The following is a 13,321-nucleotide window of genomic DNA, read 5'->3' on the forward strand; positions in this document are numbered from 1 at the left end:
CATGCCTGGCCCGGCGCCGATCGGCGGTGAGAGATCCGTCATGCTCCGCACAGCGGGGCGAGCGCGGCGGCCGCGCTCAGCAGCGCCCGCGACCGGGCGGCGATGGCCTGCTCGCGGGCGGTCAGCGCGGCGGCGACGGCGGCGGTGTCGCCGCGCGGCAGCCCGCCCAGCACCGCGCGCACGGCGCCGATCCGGTGTCCGGCGGCGCGCAGCTGGTGCACGATCCTGGCATCGCGCACCTGGGCCGGGGTGTAGCGGCGGGCGCCGCCGCGGCCCCGGCCGGGGCGGATGAGCCCCTCGGCCTCCCAGTGCCGCAGCGCCGATGCCCGGATGCCGAGCGCCGCCGCGAGCTCGGCGATGCCCATGGCGTCGGCCGGGCGCGGGTCGGGGATCGGCTCGGCCGCGACGGCGGCGGCCGCGGCGGTCGCCGCGGCGAGCTCGGCGCGTTCCCGGTGCAGCCCGGCGTGCGCGGCGTCGAGGCGGGCGAGCACGGCGTCCGCGGGGTCGCGGTGCAGGGCGCGCAGCAGCTCCTTGGCCGGCACCGGGCCGAGCGCGGTGGCCAGCGCGCGGTAGGCGAGGAGGCACCGCAGGTGGAGGTCGTCGTAGCGGCGGTAGCCGTTGGCGGCGCGCCGGGCGGGCGGGAGCACCCCGGCGCGCTCCAGGTCGCGCACGTGCTGCACCGAGCACCCGGCGCGGCGGGCGAGCTGCGCGGTGCCGTAGTGGAGGGCTGGGCGGGCCGATGCCACGGTCGTGCGGTCGGAAGTCTCCACAAGCACTCGAATGTAATGCTCGAAGGCGTGGACATCGACGAGATCATCCGCCTTGTCTCCGGCCTCGACGGGGTGCTCGCGCAGCGCCCCGGCCCGGGCGACTCCGGCGTGCCCGAGGTCGCCTGGGGCGACACCTTCTTCTTCTACGCCCCGGACGGCGTGCTGCCGCGCGCGCAGCCCTTCGCGACCATCGTGACCAAGGACTACCCCGGCGACGCCGGATCGCGGCTCGGCGCGAGCCGCTTCCGGCTCAATATCGCCGCGGGCGCCACGGCGTTCGCCGCGCATACCGGGCACCCGCCGCGCGCCGGGGTGCCCGCCGCCGACCCGGCCGCCACCGACACCCTCTTCGCGCACCCGCTCTACGCCGGGGCGGGCTGGCTCGCGGTGGTGAACCCCGGCGCGCGAACCGCTCCCGCGCTGCCGGAGCTGCTCCGGACCGCGCACGCCGGGGCGCGGGCGGCACACCAGCGGCGGCGCCGCCCCGGATAGCGCGCGGCGCGGCAACTGCACGATACTGAAACGGCCATGACCAACTCCCCCGCCGATCCGGCCGCATGAGAAGCAGGCGATCCCCGGCCGCGCTGCGCACCGGCACCTTCGGCCACCGGGCCGCCGAGCACCGCTGGCACTGGTCCGCGGAGACCGCGGCCATGCACGGCTACGAGCTCGGCGAGGTGGTGCCGACCGCCGAACTCCTCGCCGCGCACCAGCACCCGGACGATCGCGCGCTCTTCCGCGCCGCCGTCGGCAGCGGCGAGGGGTTCTGCCTGCGGCAGCGGCTCACCGACGCCAGGGGCAACGCCCGCGTGGTGATCGTGGTCGCCGACCCGGGCCCGGCCGGGCTCACCGGCTTCTACGTCGACCTCACCGGCCCGGTGGCGGCCCAGCACCGGGCGCTGATCGACGACGCGCTGCCGGATCACGCCCGGCTGCGCGGCCCGATCGAGCGGGCCGCCGGGATGCTCATGGTGGTCTACGGCATTCCGGCGCGGCGCGCGGACGCGCTGCTGCGCGCCCGCGCCGCCGAGCGCGGCCTGGAGCTCTCCCGCTTCGCCGAACAGCTCTGCGCGGCGGTGGCCGACGGCGTCGAGGTGCCTGCCCGGCTGCGCACGGTCTTCGACCACGTGCTGCTGACGGTGCATCAGCGGGGCTGACCGGGGCGGCGTTTCGCGCCCGGGGCGCCGGGTAGCACGGCCTCGCCCCGTCAGCCCCGATCGAGGAGGTCCCTCCGCCATGCCGGAAACCCCGCAGCCGCCCGGTGTACCGGGCACCGAACCCGCCCCGCTCGACGAGCCGACCACCCCGCGCGAGCCGCTGCCGCCCAAGGCCGACCAGCGCGGCCCCGCCCCGGTCTCCCCCACCGGCGCCGAGCCGGGCACGCGGAACCAGCAGGGCGCCGCGCTCACCACCGCGCAGGGCGCCCGGCTGCGCGACACCGACCACTCGCTCAAGGCGGGACCGCGCGGCCCGGTGCTGCTGCAGGACCACCACCTGCGCGAGAAGATCACGCACTTCGACCACGAGCGGATCCCGGAGCGGGCGGTGCACGCCCGCGGCGCCGCCGCGCACGGCGTCTTCGTCGGCAACGGCGCGGCCACCGAGATCTCCTGCGCGAAACTGTTCGAGAAGGGCGAGGAGACCCCGGTCTTCGTGCGCTTCTCCACCGTGCTCGGCTCGCGCGGCTCGGCCGACACGGTGCGCGACACCCGCGGCTTCGCCACCAAGTTCTACACCGCCGACGGCGTGTGGGACCTGGTCGGGAACAATATCCCGGTCTTCTTCATCCAGGACGCGATCAAGTTCCCGGACATCGTGCACGCCGCCAAACCGCACCCGGACCGGGAGATCCCGCAGGCGCAGAGCGCGCACGACACCTTCTGGGACTTCGTCTCGCTGCACACCGAGGCCACCGCGCACACCCTGTGGAACATGTCCGACCGCGGCATCCCGCGCTCCTACCGGACCATGGAGGGGTTCGGCGTGCACACCTTCCGGCTGATCGACGCCGACGGCCGCTCGGCGCTGGTGAAGTTCCACTGGAAGCCGCGGCTCGGGGTGCACTCGCTGCTCTGGGAGGAGGCGCAGATCGCCGCCGGCGTCGACCCCGACTTCCACCGCCGCGACCTGGGCGACGCCATCGAGGCGGGCGCCTTCCCGGAGTGGGATCTGGGGGTGCAGGTCTTCCCGGACACCGAGGAGCAGACCTTCGAGGGCTTCGACCTGCTCGACCCCACCAAGATCGTGCCGGAGGAGCTGGCGCCGGTGCGGATCGTCGGCACCATGACGCTGAACGCCAACCCGCGCAACTACTTCGCCGAGACCGAGCAGGTGGCCTTCCACCCCGGGCACCTGGTGCGCGGCATCGACGTCACCAACGACCCGCTGCTGCAGGGCAGGCTCTTCTCCTACATCGACACCCAGATCACCCGGCTCGGCGGGCCGAACTTCGCGCAGCTACCGATCAACCGGCCGCACGCGCCGATCAACGACATGCTGCGCGACGGCATGCACCAGACCGCCGTGCACACCGGGGTCGCGCCGTACCGGCCGAACAGCCTGGACGGCGGCTGCCCGTTCCTCGCGAACCCGGCCGAGACGCTGATCGAGTTCCCGGAGATGGTGGCCGGGACCAAGGTGCGGGAGTCGCCCGCGAGCTTCGACGACCACTTCAGCGGAGCCCGGATCTTCTACGCCAGCCTCACCCCGGTGGAGCAGGCGCACGTGGCCGAGGCGTACTCGTTCGAGCTGGGCAAGGTGTACGAGAAGGCGATCAAGCAGCGCACGCTCGGGGTGCTGCGGCAGATCGACGAGGGGCTGGCGAGCACCGTCGCGGGCAACCTCGGGCTCGCGCTGGACGGCGCGGCGCCGGAGCTCGCCGAGGTCACGCCGTCGCCCGCGCTCTCCCAGCTCGGCGCGGAGTGGCCGGTGGACGGGCGGCTGGTCGGGATCGTCGCCGACGACGGCACCGACACCGGCGAGCTGGCCGACGCCGTCGCGGCGGCCTTCGCGGCCGGGGTGACGCCGCTGGTGATCGGCCCGCACGGCGGCGAGTTCGGCCCGGTGCCGATCTCCCGCACGCTGGACACCGCGCGCTCCGTCGAGTTCGACGCCCTGCTGATCGCCGCGGCGCCCCCGTACCCCAAGCTCGTGGTGCTGCTGCAGGAGGCGCACCGGCACCTCAAGGGCATCGCCTACACCGAGCGCGGTGCCGAGGCGCTCGCCCGCGCCGGGATCGACAGCGGTTCGGCCGGTGTCGACGCGGCGGGCGGGCTCACCGCCGGGTTCGAGGTGCTCGCCGCCGCGCTGCCCGAGCACCGGGTCTGGGCGCGGGCCGCGGAACTGGGCTGAGCCGGCTTCCGCCCCGGGCAGCCGAGGCTGTCCGGGGCGGGCCGGGCCGGTCAGGGGGTGCGGGCGATCGCGGCGTCGCGCTTGCCGAGCCAGCCGTTCATGGCGGTGAGGGCGAAGCGGAAGGCATTGAGGCGGTGCCGGTTCAGGTAGCCGTGCCAGGAGTGCGGGACGACGGCGTGCGCCACCGGGACCCCGGCGGCGTCGAGCTCCGCGGCGAAGGTCTCGCCGGAGGCGCGCAGCGTGTCGAAGTCGGCGTCGAGCATGAGGGTGGGCGGGAGCCCGGTGAGGTCGGTGCCGCCGGGGAAGGCGCCGCCGGCGAGCAGCTCCTCGCGGCCCACGTAGTTGACGTTCATCTTGTACACCGCCGCCGGGGTGAACTGCCGGTACCCGGCCAGCCCCCGGGTCCGCCTGCGCACCGAGACCGGCAGCGCGGGGAGTTCGGCGTGGTAGAGGCCGTAGCAGAGCAGCAGCCCCGCCGTTCCCGGTAGCCGCTGGGCCGCGGTCACCGCGAGGCAGGCGCCCGCGCTGGCGCCGCCGAGCACGATGCGGCCGTGCTCGGCGGCGAGCGCGCGGCTCGCGTCGAGCACGTCGTCCAGCCCGGCCGGGTAGTGGTGCCCGGGCGGGGTGTTCGAGGAGCGCCTGCCCCACGGCCGCGGCGCCAGCCGGTAGTCGACGGCGCGCACCAGCCGCCCCGCGGCGGCCAGCCGCAGCGCGACCCGGTGCGATTCGGGGGTGTCCAGGTCGCCGGTGACGAAGCCGCCGCCGTGCAGCCAGATCAGGGGCGCCGCACCGGGGCGCGGCTCCGCGGGCAGGTAGTCGCGGACCGGTATCGCGCCCTGCCGCCCCGGTATCGTCCGGTCCTCGGTGCGCACGGCGCTCATGGTCTTCTCCTGTCGGCGGGGCCTACTCGTCAGGCATACCCCGTTTCCCGTTGAAGCCGCCCGAGCGGGCGAGCCCGACGAGCCCGGTTCGCGGCCCGTCTCGTCGCCGAGTGCTCGAAAGCGCAGGCGGCGCAGCCGCGAGACTCGAGCGCTCGGCGGCGAGACTTCTCGGGGCCGCGAACACGTCCGGCGGAGCCGGACCAAAATTACACGTAATGCTCGATGACCTCGGTGCGCTCGCCGTCCTCGAAGGAGTTGCGGATGGCGGTCTGCGCGTTCGGGGGCAGGGTGTGCAGGATCTCCTGAACCCGCTGCCTGCGGCGCAGCATGCCCTGGCGCACCGGCATGCCGGGGGTGGCCCGCATCTGCGGGGCGATGCCCTCGACCTCCTCGGCGCCACCGTGGTGGTGCCCGGCGTCGACCATGGCCTGCTCGCGGGCCATCTGGGTCTCGTCCTTCTCCTCGGACATGCCGATCGGGCCGATGATCCGGCCGTTGAGGAACTGCTTGACCACCGGCTCGTCGGAGGTGAGCAGCACCTCGCGCGGGCCGAACATCACCAGCTGCCGCCGGAACAGCATGCCGATATTGTCCGGAACCGTCCGCGCCAGGTTGATGTTGTGCGTGACGATCAGAATCGTCGCGTCGATCTGGGCGTTGATGTCGATCAGCAGCTGCGACAGGTACGACGTACGCACCGGGTCCAGGCCGGAGTCCGGCTCGTCGACCAGGATGATCTGCGGGTCGAGCACCAGCGCCCGAGCCAGCCCGGCGCGCTTGCGCATGCCGCCGGAGATCTCACCGGGCAGCTTGCCCTCGGCCCCGACCAGACCGGTCAGCTCCAGCTTCTCCATGACGATCTGTTTGATCTCGGTCTCGGACTTCTTGGTGTGCTCGCGCAGCGGGAAGGCCACGTTGTCGAAGAGCGTCATGGAGCCGAAGAGCGCGCCGTCCTGGAAGAGCACGCCGAAGAGCTTGCGAATGTCGTAGAGCTGCTTGTTGGAGCACGTCGTGATGTCGACGCCGTCGATGTAGATGGCGCCGCGCTCCGGGCGCAGCAGCCCGATCAGCGATTTGAGGAACACCGACTTGCCCGTCCCGGACGGCCCGAGCAGCGCGCTGACCTCGCCGGACGGCAGCGTCAGCGAGACGTCCTGCCAGATCCGCTGCGAGCCGAACGATTTGGTGACCCCTTCGGTCCTGACCTCGACGCCCACGAGAACCTCCCTGCTCCCGGTGGCCCGGATCAGGGCACACCACACGATTCAGTCGGCGATGTTACCGCTGATTCCAAGACCCCGTGGTCCATATCGGTGAGAAACAGGGCCGCGAGTTTCGCCCCCACCGGTGCGCGGAAGCGGCTAAGTTAGCTGAGGTTCGCATTCTTGCGAGCGCATTCCGAGTGGAGGGAGCACCGCGGTGCAGGTCGCTGTTCTGCTGAATCCGGGCCGCATCCCGACGGCGTCCGCGCCGGTCGCGGCGCACGGCGGGGCGCCTGCGTCGCGTGCGATACACACGGTGTCCGAGACACCTGCGCCGGACACCGCGCTCACCCGCCGAATCGGCACGCGATGACCGCCGCGCGCACGGTCGAGGTGGAGCGGGTGATCGCGGCCCCGATCGCGGAGGTCTTCGCCTTCCTCACCGACTCGGCGAACTACCGGTCGGTGCCCGGCGTGCTGCGCGCCCGGCTGGTCACCCCCGGCACACCGGTGCCGCAGGGCGTCGGCGCGGTGCGGCAGGTGGTGACGGCGGCGCTGGCGCTCACCGAGCTGGTCACCGGGTACGAGCCGCCGTATCGCATGGAGTACCGGATCGTCCGCGCGGTGCCGCCGCTGCGGCACGAGGCCGGGAGCATCACCTGCGCGGAGGTGCCGGAGGGCACCCGGGTGCGCTGGCGCTCGGAGTTCGCGGTGGCGACGCCGATCGCGGCCGGGGTGCTCACCCGGGTCTGGACGCCGATCGTGCGGAGCGGTTTCGAGCTGGTGCTGCGCACCGCCGAGCGCACGCTGGAACGCTAGCCCGCGGCCGAGCGCATCGGCAGGTCGAGCGGGCGGCGCCGTGCCGGTGGACGCGCAGCCCGATCAGCTGGTCTCGCTGGTGCTGCGGCTCACCACCGGAACGGTGTCGCGCAGCCGCAGCATGACGTCCGCGAGCCGGTCGAGCCCCGGCCGCTCCACCGGGAAGTGCCCGCACCCCTCGAGCATGATCGCCTCGGTGGGCGCCGCGATCCGCTCCAGCACCCGCAGGCTCAGCGCGGGCGGGGTCCAGGCGTCGTCGGCGGGGTGCACGAGCGTCACCGGCGGGCCGGTGTACCCGGCCGGGGCGGTGTGCTCGAAGCGCAGGAAGCTGGCCATGAAGCCGAGCGGCACCCGGGCGCCACCGCCGCGCGGGTCGCGGGCGCAGAACCGGGTGAGCTCGGCGTTCGCGCTCATGGCGCGGAGATCGCCGAGCAGCCGGATCGGCACCATGACCCCGCCGAGCACCGGCTCCAGCGCGGCCAGCCCCGGCGCCAGCCGCGCCGCCGCCGGGGTGCGGGCGGCCGCGCGCCGGGCGGCCGGGTCGGCGGGGTCGAGCAGGCAGGTGGCGAGCACGTGCGCCGCCGCGCCGGTGCGGGTCGCCGCCTCGTAGGCGAGCATCCCGCCCATGCTGGCCCCGAAGAGCACCAGCGGCCGCGGGTCGCGCGCGGTCTCGGCGCGCACCAGATCGCAGACGAGCTCGATCCAGTCGCCGTACCGCACCGCGCGCGGATTCGGCTCGACGGTGGCGCCGTAGAGCGGCAGATCCACCGCGAGCAGCTCGACGCCGTCCGGCGCGACCGCGGCGGCCAGCGGCCAGAGCGCGCCGCTGTGCCCGCCGCCGCCGTGCAGTACCAGCACCCGCAGCCGCGCCTCCGGTAACTCCGCGCGCGCGATGTGCACCCGACGCCCGCGCCACTGCCACCACGTCGACGCCGGGGCGACGCGGGCCCGCTCCCGGTACTCCGGTGGCAGGAATTGGGCGTAGTCATCGAATTGCATGCCTCCGACGATTCTCGCCCCACGTCCTCGGGACAACTCGCTCCCCGGCAGAGTGGCTTCCGGCGAGCAAACCCGGCGCGAACTGCCAGTATCGGGAGCGATCCGGTCGGTCGCTCAGGTGTCGAGCAACCGCTTCGGCGCGGCCAGCCGCCAGGAGTCGAGCACGATGGCGCGCAGCTCCGCGCGGTCGTCCAGCGCCGCCAGCCGCACCCGGACCCAGGGGTTCCCGGCCTCGTGCGGGGCGATCCAGAACTTCTCCGGCTCCGCCGCCACCAGCTCGTCCCGGTCGATGATCGGGCAGCGCACCGCCATTGAGGTCTCGTCGTCGGGCAGCGTCAGGAAGAGCGAGCGCCCGACCCGGAAGATCGGCATCTGCCACTGGAAGTCCTCGGCGGTCTCCGGCAGGGAAAGGGCGTAGGCGCGGACATCGTCCCCCGAGGCGGTCATGGCGGGAATCCTGCCATCGCGGTCCGACAGCGGGCGCCTAAGCTTCCCGGCATGACCGACTCCCCCATCACCGTCCTGCTGATCCACGGCGGCGGAGCCAGCGGCTGGGACTGGCACCTGGTCGCGCCGCTGCTGGCGGAGCGCGGGTACGAGGTGCTCGCGCCGGACCTGCCGATCGAGGATCCGCAGAGCGGGATCGCGGAGTACGCGGATTTCCTGGCCGCCGAGCTCGGCGACGCGGAGCGGGTGGTCGTGGTGGCGCACTCGTACGGCGGGCTGGTGGCGCCGGTGCTGGCGGCGCGGCGCCCGGTGGAGCAGTTGATCCTGGTGAGCGCGATGATCCCGGCGCCGGGCGAGGCGCCGAACGAGTGGTGGGCGGCGACCGGGTACGACGCGCTCGGCCCGGAGCTGCCGATGGAGACCGAGGAGCAGGTCGTCGCCGCGTTCCTGCACGACGTGCCAGCCGAGCTGGCGAGCGAGGAGCTGGCGCGCGGGCGGGATCAGGTGGAGGACGGCGACGTCCCGGTGCCGCTCGAGGCGTGGCCCGATGTGCCCACCCGGTTCCTGCTGTGCCGGGACGACCGCTTCTTCCCGGCGGAGTTCGTGCGCACGGTCGTGCGCGAACGGCTCGGCATCGACCCCGATGAAATCGACGGAAGTCACGGGGTGATGCTGAGCCGTCCGCGCGAGCTGGCCGACCGGCTGGACCGGTATGTCACATCTTCGCGTGCCGTGCCTGGAAGAAGTTGAACAGGCCGTAGGCGGCGATGCCGAGCGCGGCGAGCACCAGCAGCACCTGGCCGAAGGGCTGGGCGCCGAGCGTCTTGAAGGCGCCGTCCAGGCCGGCCGCCTTGCTCGGGTCGTGGTCGAAGACGGCCCAGGCGATCAGCGCGCCGATGACGGCGATGGCGACACCCTTGGCGATGTAGCCGGTGGTGCCGAGGCGCTTGGCCAGCTGGCTGCTGGTGTCCAGGTCCTCCAGGAACTTCTTGGTGACGCCCTTGTACACGTAGTAGGCGCCGACGCCGAGCACGACCAGCGCCGCGATGATCAGCAGGGCCTTGCCGCCGGTGCTCTCCATCAGCTTCGCCGTGGTGCCCTTGCTCTGGCCGCTGCTCGACTTGCCGCCGCCCTTGGCGAAGGAGAAGGCGGTCAGCGCGAGCCCGGCGTAGACGATGGCGGTGGCGAGCGCCTTGACCCGGCGGAACGCCTCGCCCTCCTTGCTGTTCTTGTCCGGCTTGTTGGCGCTGCCGAAGGCCGCCTCGGCCAGCCGCCACAGCGCCATCAGCACGAAGGCGACCACGGCGAACCAGAGCACGAACTTGCCGCCGGGCGCGGCGGCGATCTGGGCCATCGCGCCGGACTGGTCGGCGGTGCCGCCGCTGCCGAAGGCCACGCGCAGCGCGATGTAGCCGACGAGCAGGTGGACGATCCCGCTCATCACGTACCCGGCGCGGGCGAAGTGCTCGAATGTGCTGTTCTGGGCGATCCGGCTCGCGGACCCCGTCGAGGTATTGCTGATAGCCATGGTGCCTTCTCATCCGTGCGGTGCGGTCGTTCGGCAGTTACCCGGCCGCGCGGCGCCGAAACGGGCGCCGCTGCCCGCGAACGGGTTACGGCCGCCCGGCGCCCGGCGCGGGGGCCGGTACCGCGGCCACTACCCCCGATGGCACCTCCGATTCCCCGCCCCACTCCTGTCCGACCAGGTAGAGCTGTGGATCCGGGCCCCGGCTCAGGGTGCAGGAGAAGGCGCCGCGGTCGAATTCCACGGTGCCGCAGCGCTCCCCGCCCGCGCGCACCCGGACGCAGCGCGCGGTGCCGACATCGGCGTACCAGATCGCCCCGTCGGCGTCGGCGCAGATGCCGTCCGGGTGGTCGCCGGGGGTGGCCGCCCACTCGGTCGCCGGGCCGAGCGTGCCGTCGGGGCGCACGGCGAACGCGGTCAGCCGCTCGGCGTAGGACTCGGCCAGGATCAGCGTCGCGCCGCCGGGCAGGAGCGCCATGCCGTTCGGGAAGGCGACGTCGCCCGCCACCCGGCGGGCGGTGCCGTCGGTCTCGACCAGGACCAGGAAGCCGGGGGCGAACTCGCCGCCGGGGAAGTCGAATCCGATGTTGTTCAGGTAGGCGCGGCCCGCCGCGTCCACCGCGATCTCGTTCCACGGGGTGGCGCCGAACTCGGCCAGGTCGGCGTGCGGGTGCAGGGCGCCGTCGGGTTCGCGGCGCAGCACCCGGCGCCCGGCCGAGTCGAGCAGCAGCAGCCTGCCGTCCGGCAGGAAGTCGAAGCAGAGCGGGAAGGAGGGGACCTCGGCGATCACCTCGGCGCCGCCGGCGCCGTCCAGCGCGAGCACCTGCCCGGCGGCCCAGTCGGCCACCCAGGGGCGGCCGCCGTGCCAGCGCAGCGATTCCCCGAATCCGATCCCCTCGCGCACGATTCGCACGGGTTGACTCCTCACGTCGACGTCACCGGTACCGACGGGCCGGGTCGCGGGAACTCGTCGGTCCGCACGGCGGGCGTCGCTATTCTGGACGGGGGCCGGACGCCGCGCCAGCACATCGCGTGCGGGCACGACGTCGTGTCGTCGTGCCGCCACGCAGTCGGGAGGTCCCGTGGAACCGCGTTACGACCGTGCCGCCCTCGCCCGGATCCTCGGCTCGCTCGCCCATCCCGGGCTGCTCGCCGCGGCCGCGCCCGATCGCGAGCCGTTCACCGCGCACTACCGGGCGGTGCCGCTGTTGCCAGAGCCCGGACGTCACCTGACGCTCTCGCAGCGGCTCTACCTGGAGCGTTTCATGCGGCCGTGCCCGGCGGAGCTGGTGACCTCGGCGACCCACCGGCTCACCTGGGTGGACGAGGAGGGCATCACCAACACCGGCCACTTCCACGCCGGCGGCCCCGGCCCGATCGTGCCGATCGCCGCCCGCTCGGCCTTCCTCGAGCTCTGGCGGGCGCTGCGCACCGACGAGACCTTCCTCGGCCGGGTGCGCGCGCTGGACGCGCCCGCCCGCGCGGTGCTGGCCGGGACGACCACCGACCAGGAGCCGCTGGAGATCGTCCGGGTCGGGGTGGAGGCGGCGGCGCGGGCGCTCACCCAGCACGCGCTGCTCGCACACCGCACCCGGCACCGCGATCCGGTCGATTTCGCCCGCGCGCTGCGGGATTCGGGGATCTTCGGCGCGGTGGCGACGCGCTGGTTCTGGGAGCTCCAGGCCTCCACGCACCGGCGCGGCATGATCCCGGTGGCCTTCGCCGAGACCGGCGAGCGGCTGCGCTACACCCCGGAGTCGGTGGCGGCCCTGCACGCCATGAAGGACGCCACGCTCGCCGAGGCCCGCGCGGTCATGCACCGGGCCCGCACCGAGGAGGGGCTCGGCATCGAGCAGGCCATTGCCCGCTACCACGACGAGCTGGACCTCATCTCCCGGCAGTACGCGCTGCTCGGCCCCGCCGAGCGCCCGGTCTGCCCGGCCGCGGGCTGGCAGCGGGTGGACGGCGTGCCGCTCCAGCTGCACGCGCTCGTCGCGGACCGCCTCGTCGAGGCGTTCGCGGCGGCGGTGGCCCGCATCGACCCGGTGCCCGCTCCCCCGGCCCCCGCCGCCGACGCGGCGGCCGACGGGCTGGTGACGGTGCCGGACATGAACTGCAAGCACTGCGTCCGCACCATCACCGCCGTGCTGACGTCCATGGACATCGCCGTCCACGACATCGACCTGGAGCGCAAGACGGTGCACGCGGAGTTCCGCAGCCCGCGCAACCGGGAGCGCGCCTTCGAGGCGCTGCGCGACAGCGGCTACAACCCGGCCCCGCTCACCCCGGACCGCGCGCCGCTGGCCTGAACTCAGGCCGCGTGCACCGCGGTGACCAGGTCGGCGACGGCGCCGGGGTCCGGGGTGTAGCCGGGGAAGTAGCAGCAGACCTCGGCGACATCGGGGCCGAAGCGGGCCCGGATGCGGGCGGCGCACTCGGCGGGGGTGCCGACGATGCCGATGCGCCGCACCATCTCCGCGGTGACCAGGGCGCGCATCTCCGCGTAGCCGCCGGTCTTGGAGAGCTGGTTGAGCCGCGGCTGCAGCTCGCCCCAGCCCTCCGCCTCCAGGACCGGGCGGTAGGCGGGGGTGGAGCCGTAGAAGGCGATGAGCATGCCGACCCCGGCGATCGCGGCCTCCAGCTCGGCCTCGGTGCGCCCCACCGCAACCATGACCTGCCCGATCACCGGGAATTCCGCCGCTGTGCGGCCCGAGCGGCGCAGCCCCTCCGCGAGGGCGGGGGCGGTGCGCTCGGCCAGGTGCCGGTCGGTGTTGAACGGCATGACCAGCAGCCCGTCCGCCACCTCGGCGGCCTTGCGGGTCATGACCGGGCCGAGCGCGCCCATGAGCACCGGCGGCGGGCCGAACGGGTTCGGGCCCGGGTTGAAGTTCGGCGGCATGAGGGTGTGCGTGCTGAACTCGCCGCGGAAGTTCAGCGGCGCGTTCCCCTCCCAGGCGTCCAGGATCGCCTTCACGGCGGCCACCGTCTCGGCGGTGCGCGCGGCGGGGTTGCCCCAGGTGCTGCCGTACCGCTTCTCGATGTGCACCCGGATCTGCGAGCCGAGCCCGAGCCGGAACCGCCCCCCGCTGTAGCTCTGCAGGTCGTGCGCGGCGTGCGCCAGGTGCAGCGGGCTGCGCGGCCCGGCGATGGCGACATTGGTCATGAGCTCGAGCGGCACCGCCCCGGCGGCGACCACCAGCGGGAAGAAGACGTCGTGCGGACCCTCGAAGGTGAACAGCCCGTCGGCTCCGGTCGCGGCCAGTTCCCGGGCGTGCTCGGCGGCCCGGCCGGGTGCGCCGTCGACCTGCAGGTGTACTTTCACCCGGC

14 protein-coding genes are annotated in these 13,321 nt (G+C 74.0%); 6 read left to right on the forward strand and 8 right to left on the reverse strand.

Features of this window, described 5'->3' with window-relative positions; genetic code table 11:
• Positions 1-38: 38 nt before the first annotated feature.
• Positions 39-746: a MerR family transcriptional regulator gene (locus AB0H71_RS07410; RefSeq protein ID WP_357015976.1), complete on the reverse strand. Its 708-nt coding sequence runs from the start codon at positions 744-746 to the stop codon at positions 39-41.
• A gap of 51 nt (positions 747-797) precedes the next feature.
• Between AB0H71_RS07410 and AB0H71_RS07415 the strand changes: the two genes are divergently transcribed.
• The 3 genes from AB0H71_RS07415 (at position 798) to AB0H71_RS07425 (ending at position 4,121) form a co-directional block, all read left to right on the forward strand.
• The gene (locus tag AB0H71_RS07415; RefSeq protein WP_357015978.1) at positions 798-1,262 is read left to right on the forward strand and encodes a DUF6194 family protein; all 465 of its coding nucleotides are present in this window, start codon (positions 798-800) and stop codon (positions 1,260-1,262) included.
• Between the two features lie 65 nt (positions 1,263-1,327).
• Positions 1,328-1,927, forward strand: coding sequence for an antitermination regulator (locus AB0H71_RS07420; RefSeq protein ID WP_357015980.1), 600 nt, complete (start codon positions 1,328-1,330; stop codon positions 1,925-1,927).
• A gap of 79 nt (positions 1,928-2,006) precedes the next feature.
• Positions 2,007-4,121 carry a catalase gene (locus AB0H71_RS07425; protein ID WP_357015983.1) on the forward strand — a complete coding sequence of 705 codons (2,115 nt, stop codon included), beginning with the start codon at positions 2,007-2,009 and terminating at the stop codon, positions 4,119-4,121.
• A 50-nt stretch (positions 4,122-4,171) separates the two neighbouring features.
• Here the strand turns inward: AB0H71_RS07425 and AB0H71_RS07430 are convergent, their stop codons facing one another.
• Complete coding sequence (locus AB0H71_RS07430; protein ID WP_357015986.1) at positions 4,172-5,002, reverse strand: alpha/beta hydrolase fold domain-containing protein; 831 nt, start codon at positions 5,000-5,002, stop codon at positions 4,172-4,174.
• A 206-nt stretch (positions 5,003-5,208) separates the two neighbouring features.
• A complete protein-coding gene (locus AB0H71_RS07435) occupies positions 5,209-6,219 on the reverse strand; it encodes an ABC transporter ATP-binding protein (protein ID WP_357015989.1) in 1,011 nt (336 codons plus the stop codon).
• Between the two features lie 354 nt (positions 6,220-6,573).
• Here AB0H71_RS07435 and AB0H71_RS07440 point away from each other — a divergent pair, with 354 nt between their 5' ends.
• A complete protein-coding gene (locus tag AB0H71_RS07440) occupies positions 6,574-7,023 on the forward strand; it encodes an SRPBCC family protein (protein WP_357015992.1) in 450 nt (149 codons plus the stop codon).
• A 63-nt stretch (positions 7,024-7,086) separates the two neighbouring features.
• Here the strand turns inward: AB0H71_RS07440 and AB0H71_RS07445 are convergent, their stop codons facing one another.
• Both AB0H71_RS07445 and AB0H71_RS07450 read right to left on the reverse strand, forming a co-directional pair.
• Positions 7,087-8,022, reverse strand: coding sequence for an alpha/beta fold hydrolase (locus AB0H71_RS07445; RefSeq protein ID WP_357015995.1), 936 nt, complete (start codon positions 8,020-8,022; stop codon positions 7,087-7,089).
• 114 nt (positions 8,023-8,136) lie between these two features.
• On the reverse strand, positions 8,137-8,469 hold the full coding sequence (locus AB0H71_RS07450) for an MmcQ/YjbR family DNA-binding protein (protein ID WP_357015997.1): 333 nt from the start codon (positions 8,467-8,469) through the stop codon (positions 8,137-8,139).
• Between the two features lie 51 nt (positions 8,470-8,520).
• Here AB0H71_RS07450 and AB0H71_RS07455 point away from each other — a divergent pair, with 51 nt between their 5' ends.
• The gene (locus AB0H71_RS07455; protein WP_357015999.1) at positions 8,521-9,219 is read left to right on the forward strand and encodes an alpha/beta hydrolase; all 699 of its coding nucleotides are present in this window, start codon (positions 8,521-8,523) and stop codon (positions 9,217-9,219) included.
• Here the strand turns inward: AB0H71_RS07455 and AB0H71_RS07460 are convergent.
• A complete protein-coding gene (locus AB0H71_RS07460; protein ID WP_357016001.1) occupies positions 9,185-9,997 on the reverse strand; it encodes a DUF1206 domain-containing protein in 813 nt (270 codons plus the stop codon). The two genes, AB0H71_RS07455 and AB0H71_RS07460, sit on opposite strands and share 35 nt — an antisense overlap.
• An 85-nt stretch (positions 9,998-10,082) precedes the next feature.
• Positions 10,083-10,907 (reverse strand): SMP-30/gluconolactonase/LRE family protein, encoded by an 825-nt coding sequence (locus AB0H71_RS07465; protein WP_357016003.1) that lies wholly within the window; start codon positions 10,905-10,907, stop codon positions 10,083-10,085.
• 169 nt (positions 10,908-11,076) lie between these two features.
• On the opposite strand from AB0H71_RS07465, the gene AB0H71_RS07470 reads away from it, so the two are divergent.
• Complete coding sequence (locus tag AB0H71_RS07470) at positions 11,077-12,303, forward strand: heavy-metal-associated domain-containing protein (RefSeq protein ID WP_357016006.1); 1,227 nt, start codon at positions 11,077-11,079, stop codon at positions 12,301-12,303.
• 2 nt (positions 12,304-12,305) lie between these two features.
• Here the strand turns inward: AB0H71_RS07470 and AB0H71_RS07475 are convergent, their stop codons facing one another.
• Entirely contained in the window at positions 12,306-13,316 is a 1,011-nt protein-coding gene (locus AB0H71_RS07475) for a TIGR03617 family F420-dependent LLM class oxidoreductase (protein ID WP_357016009.1), read from the reverse strand.
• Positions 13,317-13,321 lie beyond the last annotated feature (5 nt).

This window comes from Nocardia sp. NPDC050697 (assembly GCF_040654395.1).
Lineage (GTDB): Bacteria > Actinomycetota > Actinomycetes > Mycobacteriales > Mycobacteriaceae > Nocardia.